Source organism: Microbacterium sp. NPDC089188 (assembly GCF_040685155.1).
GTDB lineage: Bacteria > Actinomycetota > Actinomycetes > Actinomycetales > Microbacteriaceae > Microbacterium > Microbacterium galbum.
The window spans coordinates 445615-466917 of sequence record NZ_JBFBHH010000001.1 but is presented as its reverse complement, the minus strand read 5'-3'; the positions used below and the strand labels follow the sequence as shown (position 1 = coordinate 466917).

At 65.7% G+C, this 21303-nt stretch carries 21 protein-coding genes; 18 read left to right on the top strand and 3 right to left on the bottom strand.

Features of this window, described 5'->3' with window-relative positions:
- Nucleotides 1-212: 212 nt before the first annotated feature.
- The 6 genes from AB0N80_RS02085 to AB0N80_RS02060 all read left to right on the top strand — a co-directional run bounded on the left by AB0N80_RS02085 (nt 213) and on the right by AB0N80_RS02060 (nt 6263).
- Nucleotides 213-1436 (top strand): hypothetical protein, encoded by a 1224-nt coding sequence (locus tag AB0N80_RS02085; RefSeq protein WP_363577278.1) that lies wholly within the window; start codon nt 213-215, stop codon nt 1434-1436.
- Nucleotides 1433-2740 (top strand): DNA adenine methylase, encoded by a 1308-nt coding sequence (locus AB0N80_RS02080; protein ID WP_363577276.1) that lies wholly within the window; start codon nt 1433-1435, stop codon nt 2738-2740. The genes AB0N80_RS02085 and AB0N80_RS02080 overlap by 4 nt, the downstream gene beginning before the upstream one ends.
- Nucleotides 2694-3482: a hypothetical protein gene (locus AB0N80_RS02075; protein ID WP_363577274.1), complete on the top strand. Its 789-nt coding sequence runs from the start codon at nt 2694-2696 to the stop codon at nt 3480-3482. Before AB0N80_RS02080 ends, AB0N80_RS02075 begins: the two co-directional genes overlap by 47 nt.
- Nucleotides 3464-4474 carry an AAA family ATPase gene (locus AB0N80_RS02070; RefSeq protein WP_363577272.1) on the top strand — a complete coding sequence of 337 codons (1011 nt, stop codon included), beginning with the start codon at nt 3464-3466 and terminating at the stop codon, nt 4472-4474. Before AB0N80_RS02075 ends, AB0N80_RS02070 begins: the two co-directional genes overlap by 19 nt.
- Complete coding sequence (locus AB0N80_RS02065; protein ID WP_363577270.1) at nt 4471-5787, top strand: hypothetical protein; 1317 nt, start codon at nt 4471-4473, stop codon at nt 5785-5787. The genes AB0N80_RS02070 and AB0N80_RS02065 overlap by 4 nt, the downstream gene beginning before the upstream one ends.
- Before the next feature lie 122 nt (nt 5788-5909).
- Nucleotides 5910-6263, top strand: coding sequence for a dihydrofolate reductase family protein (locus AB0N80_RS02060; protein WP_363577268.1), 354 nt, complete (start codon nt 5910-5912; stop codon nt 6261-6263).
- A 48-nt stretch (nt 6264-6311) separates the two neighbouring features.
- On the opposite strand, the gene AB0N80_RS02055 is transcribed toward AB0N80_RS02060, so the two are convergent.
- Complete coding sequence (locus tag AB0N80_RS02055; protein WP_363577266.1) at nt 6312-6809, bottom strand: hypothetical protein; 498 nt, start codon at nt 6807-6809, stop codon at nt 6312-6314.
- A gap of 92 nt (nt 6810-6901) precedes the next feature.
- On the opposite strand from AB0N80_RS02055, the gene AB0N80_RS02050 reads away from it, so the two are divergent.
- The 4 genes from AB0N80_RS02050 (at nt 6902) to AB0N80_RS02035 (ending at nt 12325) form a co-directional block, all read left to right on the top strand.
- The gene (locus tag AB0N80_RS02050) at nt 6902-9064 is read left to right on the top strand and encodes an AAA family ATPase (RefSeq protein WP_363577264.1); all 2163 of its coding nucleotides are present in this window, start codon (nt 6902-6904) and stop codon (nt 9062-9064) included.
- Nucleotides 9061-10248, top strand: a complete 1188-nt coding sequence (locus tag AB0N80_RS02045) for a hypothetical protein (RefSeq protein WP_363577262.1) — start codon at nt 9061-9063, stop codon at nt 10246-10248. The genes AB0N80_RS02050 and AB0N80_RS02045 overlap by 4 nt, the downstream gene beginning before the upstream one ends.
- Before the next feature lie 99 nt (nt 10249-10347).
- The gene (locus tag AB0N80_RS02040) at nt 10348-10905 is read left to right on the top strand and encodes a dihydrofolate reductase family protein (protein WP_363577260.1); all 558 of its coding nucleotides are present in this window, start codon (nt 10348-10350) and stop codon (nt 10903-10905) included.
- A 1045-nt stretch (nt 10906-11950) separates the two neighbouring features.
- Nucleotides 11951-12325, top strand: coding sequence for a hypothetical protein (locus AB0N80_RS02035; RefSeq protein WP_363577258.1), 375 nt, complete (start codon nt 11951-11953; stop codon nt 12323-12325).
- A gap of 77 nt (nt 12326-12402) precedes the next feature.
- On the opposite strand, the gene AB0N80_RS02030 is transcribed toward AB0N80_RS02035, so the two are convergent.
- The gene (locus AB0N80_RS02030; protein WP_363577256.1) at nt 12403-13479 is read right to left on the bottom strand and encodes an alkene reductase; all 1077 of its coding nucleotides are present in this window, start codon (nt 13477-13479) and stop codon (nt 12403-12405) included.
- A 225-nt stretch (nt 13480-13704) separates the two neighbouring features.
- Here AB0N80_RS02030 and AB0N80_RS02025 point away from each other — a divergent pair, with 225 nt between their 5' ends.
- From AB0N80_RS02025 to AB0N80_RS02005, 5 genes are all read left to right on the top strand, one after another.
- Complete coding sequence (locus tag AB0N80_RS02025; protein ID WP_315994184.1) at nt 13705-13857, top strand: hypothetical protein; 153 nt, start codon at nt 13705-13707, stop codon at nt 13855-13857.
- Between the two features lie 143 nt (nt 13858-14000).
- Nucleotides 14001-14645 (top strand): pyridoxamine 5'-phosphate oxidase, encoded by a 645-nt coding sequence (pdxH, locus tag AB0N80_RS02020; RefSeq protein WP_363577254.1) that lies wholly within the window; start codon nt 14001-14003, stop codon nt 14643-14645.
- 74 nt (nt 14646-14719) lie between these two features.
- Nucleotides 14720-15454, top strand: coding sequence for a hypothetical protein (locus tag AB0N80_RS02015; RefSeq protein ID WP_363577252.1), 735 nt, complete (start codon nt 14720-14722; stop codon nt 15452-15454).
- Nucleotides 15455-15611: 157 nt separating this feature from the next.
- A complete protein-coding gene (locus AB0N80_RS02010) occupies nt 15612-16769 on the top strand; it encodes a GTPase (protein ID WP_363577250.1) in 1158 nt (385 codons plus the stop codon).
- Between the two features lie 129 nt (nt 16770-16898).
- Nucleotides 16899-17558, top strand: a complete 660-nt coding sequence (locus tag AB0N80_RS02005; RefSeq protein WP_363577248.1) for a HEAT repeat domain-containing protein — start codon at nt 16899-16901, stop codon at nt 17556-17558.
- Nucleotides 17559-17564: 6 nt separating this feature from the next.
- Here AB0N80_RS02005 and AB0N80_RS02000 read toward each other — a convergent pair whose 3' ends face one another.
- Nucleotides 17565-17960, bottom strand: coding sequence for a hypothetical protein (locus tag AB0N80_RS02000; RefSeq protein WP_363577246.1), 396 nt, complete (start codon nt 17958-17960; stop codon nt 17565-17567).
- Between the two features lie 352 nt (nt 17961-18312).
- Between AB0N80_RS02000 and AB0N80_RS01995 the strand changes: the two genes are divergently transcribed.
- The 3 genes from AB0N80_RS01995 to AB0N80_RS01985 all read left to right on the top strand — a co-directional run bounded on the left by AB0N80_RS01995 (nt 18313) and on the right by AB0N80_RS01985 (nt 21284).
- Nucleotides 18313-19464: an acyltransferase gene (locus AB0N80_RS01995; RefSeq protein ID WP_363577244.1), complete on the top strand. Its 1152-nt coding sequence runs from the start codon at nt 18313-18315 to the stop codon at nt 19462-19464.
- Nucleotides 19465-19473: 9 nt separating this feature from the next.
- Entirely contained in the window at nt 19474-19620 is a 147-nt protein-coding gene (locus tag AB0N80_RS01990) for a hypothetical protein (protein WP_315994191.1), read from the top strand.
- A 176-nt stretch (nt 19621-19796) separates the two neighbouring features.
- The gene (locus tag AB0N80_RS01985; protein ID WP_363577242.1) at nt 19797-21284 is read left to right on the top strand and encodes an SDR family NAD(P)-dependent oxidoreductase; all 1488 of its coding nucleotides are present in this window, start codon (nt 19797-19799) and stop codon (nt 21282-21284) included.
- Nucleotides 21285-21303: the final 19 nt, after the last annotated feature.

Here is a 21303-nt window from a genome sequence, read left to right as displayed (position 1 = left end):
GCGAACGCTCAAGACAGGTCGGATGCGGCCAGCTCGGTGATCCTGACGCGGTATACCGCGCATGGGAGTGTCGGCGCCTCAGGTAGGCGCCCGTGCCCCCATAGACTTTCGAGATTGAAGAGAAACCTATGCCCCCTGCTGCCGAACCGCTTGAATGGAGCAACCCGCGCCCCGCGCCTGTGTGGAGGCCCGTTCAGTATCTTGGATCGAAGATGCGCGCGCTCGAAGCCATCTCAGAGACCGCGCGGACACTCGGCGCAGGTCGCGGGTTCTGGGATGCGTTCTCCGGGTCTTCAATCGTTTCGCAGGCTGCCGGCAATATCGGCATGTCTGTCTTGGCGACCGACACTCAGCGCGCTGCGGGTGCGTTCGCGCACGCGTTGCTACCCGTCGGAGCAGACGCGACACAGGTCGATGACCTGCCGACACGACTGGACGAAGTCCTCGATGCTCCCCACCCCGACGAGGCGGCGTGGAGTGCCTACCTCAAGCAGGAGCAGGAGGCCCTTGAAGGCCGCGACTACGAACGCCTCCTCGCGCTGTACGCGAAGCTCCCCCAACGTTGGAGCGCGCACGCGGGGTCGTGGAATGCTCGCACTCCTATGACGACGACGTTCGCGGGGACGTATCTCTCCCTCGAGCAGTCAATGCTCCTTGATTCCGCGCGCATCCGCTTGCAGGAGTTGAGGTCTGACGGAAACCTGGGGAGGTGGACAGAGAACGCGATATTGACCGCTTTGAGTCACGCTGCGTCACGAGCTGTTCACAGCGCAGGTAAGCATTTCGCGCAGCCGCTTCAAGCCGCAGTGCCCGGCGCCGACAACTACCCGTTCATACGAAGTCGGGCACTCGACGACCGGTCGGTGTCCATCCCGGGTCTCGCTCGAACAGCCGCGAGCAAGATCGCGAGCCGGTTCGTGGGGAAGGCCTTCCACGAGGCTCGAACTATTGACGCTCTATCGGTGACGGCCGGAACTCTGCGGGAGCGCGACACCGCCGTGGTGTACGCTGACCCGCCCTACACCGCTCAGCAATACTCGCGCTTCTATCACGTGCTTGACACGCTTATCAGCGGTCAGAGCGCTCCGCTGCAGACTGTTCGCGGTAAGACTTTGCGCGGTCTGTACCCGGAAGGCCGGTACAGCTCGCCATTCTGCTCGCGCGTCCAGGCGCCGGCCGCGTTTGAGCGCCTGACCGACACGGCACACGCCGGAGGTGCCAGCTTGATGCTCAGCTACTCGACGAGCGGACAGCGTTCCGGCAACCAGCGCACCGTCACCGAAAGCGAACTGATACGGATCGTGAGCGAACGGTACGGTGCAGCTCGAGTTTCGGTTATTCCCTTGGAGTATGGGTACCGGCAGTTCAACGCTGTGAACCGTCGCGGAGACCGTGACACCGCCGAAGAAGTCCTCATCGTGGGGGAACACGCGTGATTCAGAGATACCTCGGCAACAAGACCCGTTACCTCGAGCACCTGCTGACAACCTTTCGCGCGCATGCGGAAGAGGGCGCCCATGTGGTAGATCTCTTCTCCGGCAGCCTGAGTGTGTCGCTCGCGATGAAGGAGGCGGGGTACCGCGTCTCAGCGAACGACGCAAATCTCCTGTCGAACATCATCGGTGAAGCGTTCCTCGTTCCCACTGGGGTGCCGGAAGCTGATCTTGCGCTGATACCCGAACGGGCACGTGGAGCGTGCTTCCGTGAGGCGCAGGCAGTCGTCCTGTCTGAGCGCGGATTTGCCGTGACCAGAGCGGCTGGGCAACAGCATCTCGCGACGCGGCTCGTCGCTCTCACATTGTGGCTGAATATGGTTGAACAGTCGGACCTAGCTCCGCGCTACCGCCGTACCGACTTCTTCGACACGTACACGGAGGAGGGCAAGAACTCCGGGTACACCTCATCACGCGGCCGTTCCGGACGTCGACGGTTCTTCTCCAGTTCGAACGGCAAGCGAATCGACGTTGCCCTCGGACAGGTGCGTCTTTGGAGCCGCAGCGGCGCCATCTCCCCTCCCGTCGAGGCATATCTGCTGGCAACGCTGATGAGGGCGGTGGAACGCGTCGCGAACACGCAGGGGACCTTCCACGATTTTCCCCGGGAAACGTGGGACGCGCGAGCGCTCACCCCGCTTCGCGTCGAAGCGGCAAGCACAGATCCGATGGTCTCCCCGGTTGCGGGGCACCGAGTCGGACGGGAAGAAGACTCTCGCGAGTTTGTGAAGACAGTGGACCCTCACGCGATTCTCTACCTCGACCCGCCCTACAACTTCCGCCAGTACTCGGCCTACTACTTCCTCCTCAACCTGGTCTGCCGGTATCCGAGCATCACCGACCTCGATGATTACTTCTCGAAGGTCACCTTCGTTCGAGGGCAGAATCCAGAGGATGATTTCACATCGTCATTTTGTAGCTCCAAGATGTTCCTGTCGGACATGGGCGCCGTCATGCGTGACGCGCAAGCCGACACGGTCGTCGTCTCGTATTACACAGGCGCCAATCACTGGAGCAAATTCAACTCCGACCGGAACGACACCGGACTCGAGTTGCTGCGAGGCCTCATGACCGGCACCATGTTCGAACCGGAGTCGTTCACCGCGCTTGAGGTCGAGCGAAAGAATTACGCCAGCTACGGTGGGTACAAAGCCCGAACCGTCCAGGAGCTCATCCTCGTGGCGAAGAAGCGGAGACAAAGTGGTGCTGCGAGAACAGTTGACGGACGGGTTTCAGAGGTGGCTTAACGCGACCATCACCGCACCGGCTGGTGCCAAGGTCTCGCTTTTTGACATCGATCCCTATCGGTCCTCCACTCGCAGCATCGCCAAAGCGCTCGAGACGATGCGCCATATCGAAGCAGGCACGTTGCTCACGCAGACGGCGAAGATGGCGGGTCAGCGTCTCGCTGATACACGTCATACCCGTCTCGTGGCCGGAGACGTGGACCAGCCAGCCATCACCCCGCTGGGTCGTTCGTTCAAACGCACGTTGGAAGCCCACGCAATCTGGGAGCTCGACGATGAAGATGCCGAGAGACACGAATTGCCGCGCAACATCGCCCTCCTACTGCGCGCCTTGGACATGAATACTTCGGCCTACCAGGAGTACCTAAGCCGCTGGCGGTATCTGCGAACCCTTCGCCCGGCGCAGGAGTGGTTCGACGATCCAGATGGGCTCATCATGTCGTTGGTCTTCAATGTGGAGCGCGTAGGTTTTACTCCGCTGAGAGTCATGCTCGCCGCAGGTGTCCCGCCCTGGCAGCACAAAGCGGAGCTAAAGACCTGGTCGAACGAGATGGCCATCCCCGATGGGTGGGATGAGTCACGGCTCGCCGTCCTGCTGCGAGATCGCGTGCAAGCTGCCGTCGCCCGGATCGGCCCGCGTCGCCGATTTCACCAGGCCATGGAAGCGGTCTGTCAGCGAGGTGAAGGCGTCACCGCGCCGGCTCTGGGCAAAGTGATCGAGGAATGGGCGGGCACAAAATGACGACACCGCAGGACGTAACCAGCGTGGCGATGGCCCTCTTGGAGCATCAATCTCCGCCATCCGAAGCGCGACGGTTGTTGGCGCGAGGGGACAACGTCATTCTCTTTGGGCCTCCCGGAACGGGCAAAAGCCACGCGGCCCAGGTGGTCGCTGGTGAGTGGGAAGCTGAGCACGGTGCTGACAGTGTCATCAACGTCACCTTCCACCCGGCCTATTCTTACGAGGACTTCATCGAAGGCTTCCGTCCGGACCTGAAAAACCCCGGGCAGTTCATACTGACGCCCGGCGTGCTGCTGCAAGCTGCAAATCACGCTCGGAAAACACCCACTCTCCTTGTCATCGATGAGATCAACCGTGCTGACGTCGCCAAGGTGTTTGGTGAGATGATTACCTACATCGAACGCGATAAGCGTGAGGTGAACTTCCGCACGGCTCAGCAACCCACCGTCGCTCAGGCGATTCCCGAAGGCCTGCACATTCTGGGCACCATGAACACCGCGGACAAGAGTGTGAGTCTGTTGGACGTTGCGCTGCGACGACGGTTCCGTTTCATCGACTGCCCGCCCGATGCGACAGCTTTCGCGACAGCGGACGGGTGGGCTGAGCAGGTCGCGGGAATTTACCTCGCCGACCTTCTCACCGGAATCAACGGACGCTTGGGTGGGGTGGGAATCGCGCGCGATCGGCTTGTGGGCCAAGCCTTGCTCGCGGTTCCAGCGGACGGAACCGAGGAGGATCTGCTGGACCGAATTCAGTACGACGTGTACCCGCTCATCGATGAGTACCTTTTCGGCGACGCCGAGAGGATGCAAACCGTCCTTCCCGGCATCGTCGACAGTAACGGAGCATTGGTGGTTGCCGACCTCACCGTTGACGTGCTCAGAGGTTGGGTGCCTGAAACCGTTGAGGAGAAGGGCCCTGGTGACGACCTCACGGACGAGAACGAGGAAGCGCAGCCCACAGGGGCCGAGGCGAAGACGTCCCTCGCATGACAGCCGCGGTGCCTGTGTTGATCGTCGGCGCACACCCGGTCATCGTCTCCGAGGACCCACTAGAGTCGCTGACCGACAAGGAGCGAGCGTCGCTCTCTAAGTTGGTTCGCGTGAAGGTTGCGGGGGACAAATGGTCTATCACGCGCAGCGGACGGTACGCGGGGCTGGTTCGGACAACCTCGCTCGCACTGTGGATCGAGCCTCCGTTCAGCACAGCCGCCTTCCTTTATCTGCTGCTCCGACGCAGTGGACTCCCCGAATTAGCGGACAGCGCTTACAAGCTCGCGTCGACCGGGCACGACCGAGGACATCGCAGCATCATGACGGTGCTGGCATTATTGATGGGCCGTGAGGCGGAAAAGCTCGCTGCCGCCCACATTGCCCAGGCTTACGCGCAACGCACCCAACGCCTCGGAGTCGTACGCGGTCGTCCGCTATGGCATCGACAAGGTGGTCGACCCAAGGACGGGACCGTCTTGACCCGGTTCGACGAGAAGACCACGGACGTCTTGGAGAACCGGCTTGTTCTCGCCGGCATCGCAGGTGCGCAACGGTGGCTTTCCGGCGGGGTCCAGCTGCGCACGCAAGAGTTTGTGTGGCGGTCCCTGGCTGAGCCGGTCGTTCCAGCTAAACACGACTTTGACATAGCTATGAGCCGTTTAAACCGTCTGACCGAGGCGTACGGACCTGTGCTGTCCTTAGCTCAAGCGCTCCTGTTCGGCCTGAACTTCGAGCCGGATCGTGCGGACGTGGGCATTAATTCTCCAACCTTCGACCTCGCGCTGCTGTTCGAGACTCTTGTCGAAGACATCGCGGCACTCGCGTACAAGCGTCACGGCTTGCAAGTCACTCGACAGACTTCGGAGGGCCAGGCGCTCGTCGACGGTCTAGGGCGTACCTACCGCTCCATTCGGCCGGACCTTGTTGTGTACAACGGTGAGGTCCCCAAGCGTGTTATCGACAGCAAATTCAAACCGGTATACGCGACCGGAGGGGAAAAGCCCAGCGGCAAACATCGCCTGAGCCGCGAAGACATTTTTCAAACCTTCTTCTACGCGACGAGGCTCGCGCAACGTCACAACCAATCGCGCCCTTTGCCGGCCGCAATCGCTGCGCCACTGCTCGACGGCGGTCAGGCGCCTCACGAGGCATTCAGGACTGTGCGCTGGGGTGAGGACAATGTCGACACCGCACGGCTCGACCTGCTTCTGGTGCCCGTCGACGATGGGGTGCGAGCCTTACGGCGCTCGGATCACGAATGGTGTGATCAGGTGGTCCGTCCGAAACTGGCGACCAACCAAATTACGAACTGACTAGGTGGCCACCGGCTCTAATCACGGCACGCGGGTACAGATCGCTATTCGCCTAGGTCAAAATTCTCAACAAGCCTCGTTGCCTGAAAGTGGCGTTTTGAGGGGGGCAGTGGCCCGACTGAATGGACGACAGTGAGGTCGCGTTCGCCGGAGCAATGGATCCGATGCGGAAGGTCCTGGCATCCGGAACCCTCGACGCAGTCGACCGGGACGCCGAACTCGTCCGGGGCGACGTCGTCGAATCGGTCCGGCGGCTGAAGGAGCAGCCGGGGAGGGGGATCTCGCTCGGTGGGGTAATGCTCCCCGCGTTGCTGGCGGGGCAGGGGCTCATCGACGAGTACACGTTCATCGTGCATCCCGTGGTCGCGGGGCGCGGGCCGCGACTGCTCGATGGCGTCGATCTGCAGCTCGAACTGATCGAGCGGCGGGAGTTCCGCTCTGGGGCCGTCGCCCAGCGTTACCGGCCTATCGCATAGGCCAGGGCCCCGCGCGATTAGATCCCGCGGGGCCCTGGCATCCGAAACTCAGCCCTGAAGGAACGGGTAGTCCGTGTACTCGCGCTCATCCGGCCCGTAGACCGAGGCGTGGTCGACCTCGTTCTCCTCGGCGCCCTGCTCCCAGCGCGTCACCAGGTCGGGGTTGGCGATGGCGGGGCGTCCGACGGCGATCAGGTCGGCGATGCTCTCGTCGACGGCGGTGATGGCCTCGTCACGCGTGGTCATCTTCGAGAAGCCGGAGTTGACGATGAAGGTGCCGCCGAGGGCGCGGCGCAGGTCCTGGATGAGGTCGCCGGCGGGATCGGCTTGCAGCACGCGGAGGTAGGCGAGGCCCAGCTGGGCGAGGCCGGCGATGAGGGCTCCGTAGGAGGTGCGGGTTTCGGCGTCGTCCTTCTCCCAGACGTCCTGGATGTTGTGGGCGGGAGAGATGCGGATGCCGACGCGGTCGGCGCCGATCTCGGCGACGATGGCCTGAGCGACCTCGATGACGAAGCGGGCGCGATCAATCCTGCGCTGAGTCGCCATGCTCGCTCAAAACGGCGGGCTCGTGAAAGGCTGGGGCGGGGGATACCGCCCACGATGAATGGGATCGTTCATCGTTCAGGCAAGGGAGCAGCGTGGCCGCAGATCAGAATGTCCGACGAGCGGCTCGTGCTCGAGCGTCACTGGAGTACCTCGATGAGAACACCGTCGGCGAGCAATTCCTGCCTCTCGCCGAGGTGTGGGCCGCAACGCAGGAGCGCGTTCCGTTCTCAGATCACGAGGCCGAGCTTGTGCGAAAGGGCCGCCCCCGCGGGGAGAGCGATTGGCGGTGGTCCAGCGCGGATCTCGCTGCCGCCGGGTGGCTGCGCAAGCACCCCGACGGGTCGGGGCAGTGGGCAATCACTGACGCCGGCAGACAGGCGCTGCGTGGGTTCGCGGGCGACGAGTTGCACGCGGAGGCGACGCGACGATACGCGGCAGGGCGCATTGAGTTGCAGTCGGCGGTCACCGCGGCCCTCCCGACGACGTGGGTGTCGACCGACAATGCTCAGCGCAAGCTGCTCGAGGCTGCGCGCGTGTGGGTAGAAAGGTCGCTGCAGGCCGGCGAATCCGTCTTCAGTCCGGGCCGCGAGGTGTGGTCGCTGGAGACGGTTCAGCGCCTGCACACGGTGTGGACGACGAGCGAAAAGGTCGAGGGCAAGAACTTCGTCGAGAACGTCGCGCTACAGCTCGCTGACGAGAGCGACGACGTCAAATTGCTGATGGCGGAGGTGGTGGCGCTGCAAATTCTCCCCATTTCAACGGCCATCGGCCACGCCAAGAAGACGGCCAAGGTCGAGGCAGTTCTCGCGCTCATGCAGCATAAGGTGTCGATCCCGACGCTTTTCGACGAGGCGTTCGGCGGTGGGTCATTCCACCCCGGATCCGGCATGCTCACCAATGTCAATCACGCGGTCACGATCATCATCAACCTGGCGAAAGCGTGGGTCGAGCTCGACGCTGATGAACAAGAATCGACGCTGGCGGATCCGCTCCGCTGGCGGGAATTCGTCTTGGGGCTCGACGGCGACGGTTTCCCGACCCAGCGGTGGTCGTTGCTCTATCTCGTCCATCCCGGCTTCTTTGGCCCCATTGTTTCGGCTGATCACCGCCGGCGCGTTCGCGAAGCATTCATCGGCGAGATCGGGGGGAGCTTCTCCTCCGACGCCGATGCGGACCTCCAGCGCATCGCCATCGCACTTCAGGTGAAGAAACAGAAGCCGATCGATTTCTATCGGACGCCACTGCGGGAGCAGTGGCTGGATGTGCCGGACCCGGTGATCGATCCGGTCCCCGTAGAACCAGTCGTAGAGGAGGTCGACCCACGCGGCTTCCGCCCAGCCGATATCGACACCGCAGCGTTGAGCGAACGTCTCAAGCTCGACGAGGGTTGGATTGCTCGCGTGATCGATGCCTTGTATCGACGGGGCCAAATTATCCTCTACGGGCCGCCGGGAACGGGTAAGACCTTCGTCGCCAAGGCGATCACGGAGGCGCTCACCACCAAACCCGATGCGGCTCGACGAATTCAGTTCCATCCCTCATACACGTACGAAGACTTCTTCGCCGGCTACCGGCCGCGCGAGAAAGACGGTCAGCTGGTTTTCGAACTGACGCAGGGGCCTCTGCGCCGCATCTCAGATGCAGCTCGGCGTGATCCCGATGTGACGCACGTCCTGATGATTGACGAGATCAATCGCGCGAACCTTTCGAAAGTCTTCGGCGAGCTCTACTACCTCCTCGAGTACCGGGACGAACCGATCGATTTGCTCTACGCCGGATCGGGGACGGATGGCGGAGACACGTTCTCGCTTCCGCCGAACGTCGTGATCATCGGCACGATGAACACGGCCGATCGGTCGATTGCGCTCCTGGACTCGGCGATGCGTCGGCGCTTCTCGTTCTTCGAGCTCCACCCAGACGTTCCGCCGGTGGCCGGCATTCTGGATCGGTGGACGGCCGCGCACCCGCAGTCCGTTGATATCTCCGCCCTTTTCGCCGAGCTCAATTCGCGCATTCGCGACCGGGAGGACCGCATCGGCCCCAGTCACCTGCTGCGCACCGAAGATCTGAGTCGGCAGGCCCTCGATGCGATTTGGACGGAGAACCTGATGCCGTTGCTCGAGGAGCGTCATCTCGGGAGTGCTGTCGATGTACACGCGACGTTCTCGCTGGAGGTTCTGCTTGAGAAGGTCACTCCCCCGGTGGCGCAACCACCCGAGCAGGAAAGCGGCGTCCAGGAGTCCTCGGGTAGGTGAGCGAATCACGTCCGCGCGCCTTCATCACCGAGAAGGGTGAGAGCCTCGTCGAGCTCACGCTCGGCGAGGCGATGGAACTGCAGGAGATGCGGTTCTGTCGTGTGAGCCCGACAACGCAGGCCGGACTTTGGCGCGTCTCGGACGTGACGCGGGTTGGCACCGCGGTGGTGGGTGAAACGGTGCTGCACGTCGTGCCCAAAACGCCCATCGAGAATCTCGTCTACATGGCGTCCTCAGGGCGTCGGCACATTAGCGTCGGACAACACCTCGTGGATCACGACGGGGAGCGAGCCTTCCCCGCGGCTCTCGCCCGCGCATTCCTTTTGGAGGTGCAACGTGCCACGCGTCGAGGTCTGGTGAAGGGTTACGAAGAGACGCACGAGTCCGCCTCGGTCATGCGGGGTCGGTGGGATGTGTCGCGACAACTAGCCGTCCGTCCGGGGCTGCCACTACCTCTCGAGATCGACTACGACCATTTCAGTGACGATGTGCCAGCCAATCGCATCCTGCATACCGCCATCCGTGCGCTTCGAGCAGTGGATCTCTCGCGCGGCGTCGAGTCGATTCGCTTGCAGCTTGGAATGGACTTCTTGGAGACGGGTCTCGTGCCGCGCGGAATGCCGCTGCCGACTGTCGTGATCACGAGACTGAATGAGCACCTCGGGCCCGCTCTCATGCTCGCCCGGCTGATCCTCGAGGCGGTCTCATGGACGCATCGTGAAGGCGTTCGGCGGGGCGGGACATTCCTGCTAAATATGGCGACCGTGTTCGAGTCGTTCGTGGCTGAACGTTTGCGCGCCCTCCTCGAGCCGAAAGGTCTGCGGGTCACCCCGCAGGACAGAAGATGGTGGCTGGACACGCAGCGCGTGGTTGCTATTCGTCCGGACATGGTGGTCGAAACCCATGTGCCGACGAGCGTGGCCGACACGAAGTACAAGGTGCTCACTGATGGGAGCGGTGGTCCGCCCAGCGGTGACGTCTACCAGATGGTCGCTTACGCGCTCGCTCTGAACGTGCGAACCGCGCACCTCATCTACGTTTCGGGCGACGTGGTCTCTCAGATCATTCGCATTCCCTCGGCACGAGTCGACGTTCACGTGCATGCGGTGAGCCTCGCCGGAGGCCTCGACGATCTTGAGGCCGAGATGGCTCGGCTGGCGAAAGTTATCGCTGCGCCTGAGTAGGTGGCGGATCTCAGCAGGGAAGCGGTGGACGGATGTCGTCGGTGCGGAGACGATGAAGGCAGAAGTGCGAGGGAGCGCGTCTCGTTGAGAGGATCAGACATGACTCAGCCGCTGCGTTACGCGATCAACGTCACCCTGGACGGCTGCTGCTCACACGAGGCGGGCCTGCCGCCGGACACCGAGTCCATGGCGTTCTGGACCGACGAGCTCCGCCGTTCCGACACCCTCCTCTACGGGCGAGTCACGTACGAGCTGATGGAGGGTGCGTGGCGCCGACCGGATTCGGGGGAGTGGCCCGACTGGATGGATGCCAGCGAGGTGGCGTTCGCGGAGGTGATGGATCCGATGCGGAAGGTCGTGCTATCCGCGACTCTGGACGCCGTCGACTGGAACGCTGAGCTGGTCAGAGGCGACGTGGTCGAGGCGGTCCGGCGGCTCAAGGAGCAGCCGGGGAGGGGAATCTCACTCGGCGGCGTGAAGCTTCCGGTGACGCTCGCGGCGCATGGGCTCATTGACGAGTTCACGTTCGTCGTGCACCCGGTGGTCGCCGGACGCGGTCCACGCCTCCTTGAGGGGGTCGACCTGAAGCTCGAGCCGGTCGAGCAAAGTGAGTTCCGATCGGGCGCGACGGTGCAGCGCTACCGGTCCGTCGCATAGGGAGCGCCGCGCGAACTGGTCACGCGCGGCGCTCCTGTCACTGGCAGTTGTGTGCAGCCACAGGTGGTTCGAGCGCCGTGCGCGTCGGTCCTGTGGGCCGATGGCTAGTTGACATCTTCGACTTCGGCACCTTGCTCGTCTCACTCCCAGCGGGGAAGGGGTAGTCGGCAATGCCACCCGCGGGCGAACTGGACCGCGCAGACGCTTTGACATCAATCAGAGAATGAGGGGTTCGCGGTCCGCCTGACGAGGAGGTCGCGCAGCATCTGCAAGTCGAGGAGAGCGGGGGCGCGGAGCGCGTCGCCCAGGCGAATAGATCCGAGTCGATCGTGTACGGACAGTCGAGCGAGCGACACCGCTCCTGTTGCTGCGAGGGAATCTCGCATCGAGTCGTACAAGGCTCGTTGCTTCCAGCGCGGTGATCCTTCTCCATCGAGAACTCCGCGGGGCCCGGCTGGACCGAATTGCGTGGCTGATCCCGTGTTCGTCCAGAAGCCGCCCCCTGAGTGACGCTTTAGGGCAACATGCTCATAGTCGGCGCACTGGCGCAGGTAATCCGCTCGCCATGGCAAATGGGCACTCCACTCCGCTCGAAGTGTCTCTGCTCGATACCTGTTGAAGTGCTGCTCTTCGTCGAGTTCGACGATGAGTCCACTCGTCGTCTGAATATCCCAGCCCAAGGGTCGAAGGGTGGGTGCTTCGAGCACTCCACCAAGCTGCTTGTAGTTCGCCACGGCCCACGACGCGGCGGGCTCGGGAAGCCCTGGTAGACGGGGGGCTGCTACTGCTCCACCAGGTGTGAGGTCGAGCAACTGGAGCGCAGAGGCGAGAGCGTTTTGTCGGTCAAGTCGTGCCATGCTGCCGACTCTTACACGTGTCCGGCGGTGGCGGAAGTTGGACCTCCATGTACCTCGTGTGGCCTTTGGTATGCGAGCTTTTGGCTCGCATACCAAAGGCTCGATTGAGGGTTCCTTGCAGAGGAAGACCCTGGCTCCATTGCTGTACGCAAATCACGAATGTCGGTGGCTCGGGGCATACTCAGGGCATGGTTTCCTACTCCGACCTGACCGACACAGCCGCCGTGAACTGGGCAGTATCCGAATTCGATCGGCTCGGTCGTGATGCGTTTCTCAAGCGCTTCGGCTTTGGCGTAGCGCGTGAGTACTTCCTCATCGTCAACGGCTCCCTCTACGACTCGAAGGCGATCTTCGCCGCGGCATACGAGCGTCAACACGGCGTTTCCGTGTCCAGCAAAGAGATCAGCGGGGGCAAAGGCGGCGCAGCAGGTCGACTGGTCGAGCTCGGGTTCGAGGTACAGGGCAACCCCGTGCAGCAAATCAGACCCACGTCTCGCCCAGCGACTGTCTGCAACGAACATTTTGTGGAGATTCCGGCGGCCGGATCCTGTCCCTACTGCTGAACACATACCTACTGCGCACGAGATGAATTGAAAGGGCCCCGCGCGATCAGATCGCGCGAGGCCCTGGCATCCTGCAATCAGTCCTGAAGGAACGGGTAGTCCGTGTACCCGCGCTCGTCGGGGCCGTAGACCGAGGCCTGGTCGACCTCGTTCTCGTCGGCGTTGTTCTCCCAGCGCGTCACCAGGTCGGGGTTGGCGATCGCGGGGCGGCCGACGGCGACCAGATCGGCGATGCCCTCGTCGACGGCGGTGATGGCCTCGTCGCGCGTGGTCATCTTTGAGAAGCCGGAGTTGACGATGAAGGTGCCACCGAAGGCGCGGCGGAGGTCCTGGATGAGGTCGCTCGCGGGATCGGCGTGCAGCACGCTGAGGTAAGCGAGTCCCAGGGGGGCGAGGCCGGCGATGAGGGCCTCGTAGGTGGCGCGGGTTTCGGCGTCGTCCTTTTCCCAGACGTCCTGGATGTTGTGCGCGGGGGAGATGCGGATGCCGACGCGGTCGGCGCCGATCTCGGCGACGACGGCGCGGGCGACCTCGATGACGAAGCGGGCGCGGGCCTCGGGCGATCCGCCGTAGCCGTCGGTGCGCTGGTTGGAGGCGGGGGAGAGGAACTCGTGCAGCAGGTAGCCGTTGGCCGAGTGCAGCTCGACGCCGTCGATGCCGGCATCCACGGCCCGACGGGCGGCCTTGACGAACTCGTCGCGGACGGTGGCGAGCTCTTCGGTTTCGAGGGCGTGGGGCACGGGGTAGGCGACCTTCGAGCCGTCGGCCAGGCGGGTGTCGCCCTCGATCGCGATCGCCGAGGGGGCGACGATGCGGTCGGTGCCGGTGATGTCGGTGTGGGTGACGCGTCCGCCGTTCATGAGCTGCATGAACACCACTCCGCCTTCGGCGTGCACGGCATCCGCGACCTTCGCCCAGCCGGCGGCCTGCTCGTCGGTGACGATTCCGGGCTGGCCGGGGTACGCCTTCGACTCGGCGCTCGGGAACACGCCCTCGGTGACGAGGAGTCCGATGCCGGCGCGCTGCTCGTAGTACTTCGCGACGATCGGTCCGGGAACGCCGTCAGCGCTCGCGCGCAGGCGGGTCATGGGGGCGAGCGACACGCGGTTGCGCACGCCGATGCTGCCGACGGTGGTGGGGCTGAACAGGCTCACGGGAGTCCTTTCGTGGGGGTCACAGGGCCACGCGAACGTAACGGAGCGCGGCGACGACCTATTCCACGGGATGCACATCTGTGCAGCGGTGGGTTGACGTCGGCTGCCGCCAGGTGCTGGCATCCACACGTGGGGCTGGCTAGCGTGGCCTTTCGTCCATGGAGCAGCGCGGGGGGAACGGATGCTGATGTCGACCGGGATCGCACGAGTTGGAGCAGAGCAGTGATGGCGCGCGCGCCATGGAACCGTCCGGGCGAATCCGCCCAGACCCGCCGCCTGCGCATCGCGATGTTCTGGACAGCGGTGGTGCTCGTGGCGGCCGTGGTGGCGACGCTCGTGTACTTCGTCGTGCGGTCGGCAGGGATCGCCGGGCTCTGATTCCGACGACCTCGCCCAGCCGTCTCTTGCGGAACGACTCGCGCACGCGTCCGAGCGCGAATCGTCCCGCGCGGAGATCGGTCCGCGGCCGGACTCCGCGCGCATACGATGGTGCCCCCAGCAACGCTTCGGAGGACCGCGCGATGATCGAGAACCCCCTCGCCCACCGCCTCGACTACACGCTCGACGAGCTCGACGACGCCGCGCTGACGGCATCCCCTATCGCTCTCTTCCAGCGGTGGCTCACGGATGCCGCGGACCTCCCCGAACCGAACGCGATGGTCGTCTCGACAGTGGATGCCGAGCACCGGCCGACTTCGCGGACCGTACTGCTGCGCGGAGTCGACGACGACGGTGCGCTGTGGTTCTTCACGAACCGGGATTCGCGGAAGGGGCAGGCGCTGGCGGGGAACCCGGCGGTGTCGATCCTGTTCCCCTGGTACGCGCTGCAGCGGCAGGTGATCGTGCTCGGCTCGGCCACACCTCTGCCCGCCGAGCGGGATGACGCGTACTTCGCGTCGCGCCCGCGCGGGTCGCAGCTGTCGGCCTGGGCGAGCCACCAGTCGGAGCCCGTGGCATCCCGTGCCGCTCTCGAGGAGCAGATGGCGGAGGTGTCGGCCCGCTTCGGCGACGACCAGCCGGTGCCGCGTCCGCCGCGCTGGGGCGGGTATCGGGTGGAGCCGCGGGAGATCGAGTTCTGGCAGGGGCGTCCGTCGCGGCTGCACGACCGGATCGTGTTCGTGCGGGATGCCGCGGGGGAGTGGAGCGCGGTGCGGCGGCAGCCATAAAGTTACAAGAAGCTGCGGCTCGTCCCGACAAACGTAAAGCCGGGGTGTATCGATCGCTCAGGGGGGTCTGAAGCATGGATCTGAGTTATACGAAAGAGCGCGAGATCATTGATTTCGTCGCGAAGCAAGACAATCCGAGCGTCTGCTTCTACCCACAGGAAACGGAAGTCGGCCATCGATTGCTCGCGTCCCTGAGAGGTAAGACGCTCGTAGCACGTGAGCGTCCGGATTTTGAAGACATCGAGGGTCGCTTGCTAATTGAGGTCATGCGGGTAGATGACCATCCTCGAAGAAGCGGCAAGGACGCCACTCGAGCGAAGGAGTCCGCCATTCTCCGGGAGATCGAGGCCGCGGGGTTTGCCGACCTGGCGCCCGACGCCTCTGTCACTGTAATCGCGAACACGGGGCTTCCGACTGCGGATGACCATAGCTTTCGAGCGTATAAGCACCATTTCTCGAAGGTCGTCAGGAACCATGCGGAAAAACGCGACGCCTATCGCGCGGAGCGACCCGGGTTCGATTTGGCATTCGTTATTTTTGACGAGTCGACAGCGTATTTCGAATCAATGGGAGCGTTCGCCAAAGATGGGCTGAGTCGACCTCACTTTCATTTCGCCGACAGGGATTTCGTTGCCATCCTCAAGGATGCTCGGGTCGATTGCTTCGCGTGGGTGACCCCCTACAAATACCTGATGGCCGCCGAGGGAAAAGTGCCGCTTCCTCGGGTCGCCATCATCGATCTCGACCGCCCGAGCCGCGAAGAACACCAGCACTACGACCCGCGGCGCATGCAGTCCGGCGAAGCGTGATCGATCCACTGAACGCCAGGCTAAAGGTCGCAAGCATCGACAGCACAAGGGGGCGGGCGAAACGCGTTCCGCATCGCCCCGCCCCGTAGATTCGACACAACCTCACCCGCGGCGCGAGTCGCGGCATCCTGAGGCCGACGTTCGGGGAGGCGAGACCATGGCGAAGAAGAACACCGACGCGCGTCAGCTCGACGAGAAGGCCTTCGTCGAGGCGACGTCGGAGGCGAAGTCGCGGTACGGCCGGTTCAACCTCGCGATCGTCGGCGCGTCGGGCGTCGGCAAGTCGTCGCTGGTCAACGCGGTGTTCGGGCGCGACTGGGCGAAGGTCGGGCGGGGGCTCCCGGTCACGCGGGGCGTGCACTTCTACAGCGACGACTCGCTCGGCATCTGGGACGTCGAGGGGTTCGAGATCGGCTCGCCCGTTCCGCCGGATCAGCAACTGCGCAACCACCTGGATGCCATCGCCGCCCACCCCGGCGACCATCAGATCTCCGTCGTCTGGTACTGCGTGCGGGCCGCCGACGACCGGCTCACCCCCGCCGATATCGCGATGATCCGCGAGCTCGACGCGCGCGGGCTGCCGGTGATCCTCGTGCTGACGAAGGTCGACTGGATCAAGAACCCGATCACCGGGCACCAGGGTGTCGCGAAAGACCTCGAGGCGTTCGTCGAGTGGTTGAACGACCCGGTCGATCCGAACACCGGTGAGCGGCTGCGCATCCCCTACCGGCAGGTCATCCTCACCTCGACCCGCGACCGGCACGGGAAGGGGAAGGGGCACGGCCTCGGTGACCTTGTCACGGAGACCCTCGAACTCGCCCCCGACCGCGATAAGGACGCCTTTCGCATCGCACAGCGACTCAACCTCCCGTGGAAGAGGGAGATGGCGCGGCCGATCATCGCCGCGGCGTCCGCAGCGGCCGCGGGGGCGGCATCCGTTCCGCTTCCTGTGTCGGATGCTGTCACGCTGGCGCCGATCCAGCTGACGATGATGGGACGCATCGCCGCCATCTACGACCTCGAGGTCAAGACGATGCTCTCGGCAGGGGCCCTCGCGCAGTTCGGCGTGCAGGTGGCCGGGCGAGCGCTCGCGACGAGCTTCCTCAAGCTCATCCCGGGCGCGGGGATCGTCGTGAACGCGGCCGTGGCCGCGGCGCTGACGGCAGCGACGGGCGAGAGCTGGCTCAAGATCTGCGAGCTGCTGCACACCGGCAAGATCGACGTGCGCAAGCTCGACCAGGAGTGGGCGAAGTACGCGCCGAGCTTCATGGACGTCGCGCGCAAGCTCGTCGAGCGGCGGGTGGGGCGGAAGTAGATCACCGGGGCGGCACGCGGAGCACGCAGCGAGTGGATGCCGGTAGGCCGCCGTTGCGCGCATCCCGGTCGGTCACGGCATCCGTCTGACGACCCTCGCCGCCACGGGGCGTGAAACCCTGGAACCACGATGACCGACACCACCCCCGCCGACCGCCTGCGCGCGGCGCTCGCGCACTCCGACGCCTCGGCGCGCCTGCAAGCGGCGCTCGCCGCGGGGACGCGGCCCGACGACAGCTACATCGCGGAGCTCGTTGCCCGGTGCGCGGTCGAGCCCGACTTCTTCGTGCGCGACATGCTCACGTGGGCGCTCACGCGTCACGACGCGACCCGGACCGTCGCGGAGCTGCTGCCCGAGGTGGCATCCGAGGTCCCGCAGGCGCGGAGCCAGGCCCTGCACACGCTGTCGAAGATCGGCGACCCCGCTGCGTTCGCCGTGATCACGCCGGTGGTGCTGCGCGATCGGCATCCCGAGGTGGCGCGGGCGGCGTGGCGCACGGCATCCGGGCTCGTTCCCGACGACGCCCACGAGTCGCTCGCCGACGAGCTCGCGACCCAGTTCGGCCGGGGCGACCACGACACCCAGCGGAGCCTGAGCCGCGCGTTCGCGGCCATCGGGTACCGCGCCGAAGCCGCCGTCGAGCGCGCGGCCGCCTCGCCCTACGACGTCGTGAGCGCCCACGCGCGGGCGACGGCGATCGTCATGGACGACCCCGACACCGAGTTCGCCGAAGCGGTGGTCGAGGCGCGGCGCGTGGTGGCGCAGCGGGCGTTGCCCGACGAGGACTGACCCGGGTCAGCCCCGGTGCACCTCGACGGCCCGCGAGAGCAGGTGCACGAGGAACGCCCCGATCAGCAGGACCGGCGCGACACCGATCATCGACACCAGCGGTGACCCGGTGTCGGTCGACGACGTCGCGAACGCCACGACGAAGCCCACGACCACGCCGAGCGCGGCCACGGCGAGAGCGATCGCGCGCGTCGTGGGGGAGGCGCGGTGGACGGCGACGATCATCAGGATCGCCAGGGCGAACATCGTCGCCGCGGCGACGAGGAAGAGCGGGGATCCGCCGCTGATCGCGAGGAAGCCGGCGCCGCCGACCACGAACAGAACGCCCACCACGTACGCGAAGATCCGTGCGCGCCGCACGCGCGTCTCGGGTGGGAGGTTCCGCAGGGAGCCTGTCGTCATCCGTGTCTCCCGATCGTCATGGAAGCGCCAGGCTACCGGGACGGGTGCGGGGCGGGGAAGGCGGTGCCGGCCCGCATCGGATGCCGGGGGAGGGGGCGCGCGCCGGTCCTCGCGGGCGAACGATCGGCCCCCGCCCGCCGGGGAGGGTGGCCATTTCGTCCCGTGGTTCCGCGGAAACCCGCCGCGAGACTTTCCGTCAAGCCCCCACCCCTCTCAGGGATCTCCACAACCCGGTCCAGTACCGTCTCACCCGGTCTGCGCGACTCCACGTGCTCAGGTCGACCCAACGACGTCGTCGACGAGCGCCCGTATCGCGCGCCGGACGAACGACGACGAGACGGGAGGCGACGGCATGACCACGATGGCGACCCCTCGCGTCCAGGCCGTGCCGTCGGCATCCGCAGCTCCGACGGCGGCGCGCCACCTTCCCTCGCTCACGGGCCTTCGCTGGGCGACCGCGATGCTCATCTTCGGTCACCACCTCATGGCGGTCGAGTACTTCGGCGGAACAGCCGGCGACGTGTGGGCCTTCGTCTTCGAGGCCGGGAAGACCGGCGTCACGCTCTTCTTCATCCTCTCGGGGTTCGTGCTGGCCTGGGGCTTCAAGCCGCAGCAGAGCGCGGGCTCGTTCTGGTGGCACCGCTTCGCGCGCATCTACCCGCTGCACCTCGTGGGCGTCGGTCTCGCGCTCGTCGCCGCCGCGACCCTCGTGCCCGAGATCCGCACCGACGGCGCCGCCCCGCTCGCGGCGAACGTGCTGCTGATCAACGGGTGGGTGCCCGACTGGTGGCAGGCCGGCAACCCCGCCAGCTGGTCGCTCGTGTGCGAGGCGTTCTTCTACCTCAGCTTCCCGTTCGTCATCCGCCCGCTCGTGCGGCTCTCCGCCCGTTCCCAGACGATCACCGTCGGCATCGCACTCGCGCTCGTCGCGCTGGCCCCGCAGATCGCCGCGCTCTCGCCGGTGCCGATGTCGGCGGCATCCACTCCCCTCCTGCGGCTGCCGGAGTTCGTCGTCGGCGTCACCCTCGCGCTGCTCGTGAAGCGCGGGGCGTGGATGCCACCTCGGGTGCGCTTCGTGCTGCCGCTCGCGGTCGTCGGCTACGCCCTGTCGGAGGCGCCGACGCTGCCCGGCACCGACGTGCACCCCGGTCTCGCGGTGACCGTCGGGGCGTTCGCGCTGCTCGTGGCCTCGCTGGCCTCGGCCGATGCGCACCGCTCGTCGACGTTCCTCGCCCGTCCGCTCTGGCAGGAACTCGGGCGCGTGTCGTTCGCCTTCTACCTCGTGCATCTGCTGGTGATCGCGTCGGTGTCGTCTGCGTGGCCCGACGGGCACCCGCAGCTGCCGTGGCGCCGTGCGGTTCTGCTCGCGCTCGCCGCGTTCGGGATCGCGCTCGCCCTGGCGTTCGTGATGCACAAGCTGGTCGAGGTGCCCGCGCAGCGGTGGCTGCTGACCTACGACCGATCGCGCAGGAACCGCGTGGCCGGAGTCGGGTCCGTTCGCTAGGCTCGCCGGATGTTCGGAGCCCACGCCCTCATCCTTCTGCTCGTGTGGGGCGTCGGCCTCGTCGTCATCGGGGCGGCCCTGTATTTCGTCGTGCGCCTCGCCGTGCTGCACGCGCTGAAGGCGCACACGCGGTGGGTCGACGGGGGGAAGCTGTAGCGCGTCTGCGTGCACACGCCCGGACAGGGGATCGCGGTGGAACGGGGCCGGACCGTCCTGTCCTCGCACGATCGCCTGTTCTCGCGAGGCGCGGGGTCGCGCGCGGGCCCGCAGCGCCCGGTCCGCGACACGCCCGGGCCCACCGGTCGTTCAGCAAGGCCTCGATACACTGCCCCGTGCCCGAAACACTGCTGGACCCCGACCGCGATGCCGCGCGGTCGACCACCATCGACCCGTACGAGCTCGAGATCGCGCTGCGCGTCATCGACGCCGCCTCCTCGCTCGACCACGACGACCCCGCCTACATCGCCCTGCGCCGTCAGACCGGCAAGCTCTACAAGGACGTCAAGCGGCAGTCGCGCAAGGAGAAGCGCCAGCGCATCGCCGACGCCGACCGCGCGGTCGTGGCCGCCACCGCCACCGGCGCTCCCGATCGCATCGACGACGAGACCCGTGGCATCCCGCTGCAGGCCCGCACCGAGATGCCGTTCGCGGGCGAGCTGATCAAGGCGCGCGCCTGCTACATCTGCAAAGAGGACTACACCCTCGTCGACGCGTTCTATCACCAGCTCTGCCCCGACTGCGCGTCGATGAGCCACGAGAAGCGCGACGCCCGCACCGACCTCACCGGGCGCCGGGCGCTGCTGACCGGCGGCCGCGCCAAGATCGGCATGTACATCGCCCTGCGCCTGCTGCGCGACGGCGCGCACACGACCATCACCACGCGCTTCCCGCGCGATGCGGTGCGCCGGTTCTCGTCGCTGCCCGACAGTGCGGACTGGCTGCACCGCCTCAAGGTGGTCGGCATCGACCTGCGCGACCCGGCGCAGGTGATCGGGCTCGCCGAGTCGGTGGCATCCGATGGTCCGCTCGACATCCTCATCAACAACGCGGCTCAAACCGTGCGGCGCTCGCCGGGAGCCTACAAACCCCTGGTGGATGCCGAACTGGCACCGCTCCCCGACGGACCGCTGCCCGAGCTCGTCACCTTCGGCCACACGAACGACGCCCACCCGCTCGCGCTCGCGCAGTCGGTGTCGGCGCATCCGATCCTCGCCTCTGCCGCCCGCACGGCCGACGAGCTGACCGCCGAGGCGATGGCGGCGGGCTCGTCGTCGCTCGAGCGGCTGATGACCGGGACGGCGATCGACGCGGGCGGCCTCATCCCCGACGAGGACCGCATCAACAGCTGGACGCAGCACGTCGACCAGGTCGAGCCCCTCGAGATGCTCGAGGTGCAGCTGGCGAACATGACCGCGCCGTTCCTGCTGGTCAGTCGCCTGCGGCCCGCGATGGCGGCATCCACGTTCGACCGCAAATACATCGTCAACGTCTCGGCGATGGAGGGCGTGTTCGGCCGCGGCTACAAGGGCCCCGGCCACCCGCACACGAACATGGCCAAGGCCGCGCTGAACATGCTCACGCGTACGAGCGCCCGCGAGATGTTCGAGAACGACCGCATCCTGATGACCGCGGTCGACACCGGCTGGATCACCGACGAGCGCCCGCACTTCACCAAGGTGCGCCTGGCCGAGGAGGGCTTCCACGCCCCGCTCGACCTCGTCGACGGCGCGGCGCGCGTGTACGACCCGATCGTGCGCGGCGAGGCCGGCGAAGACCTGTTCGGCATCTTCTTGAAGGACTACCGCAAGAGCAGCTGGTGAGTCGCCGGGCGATCGCCGC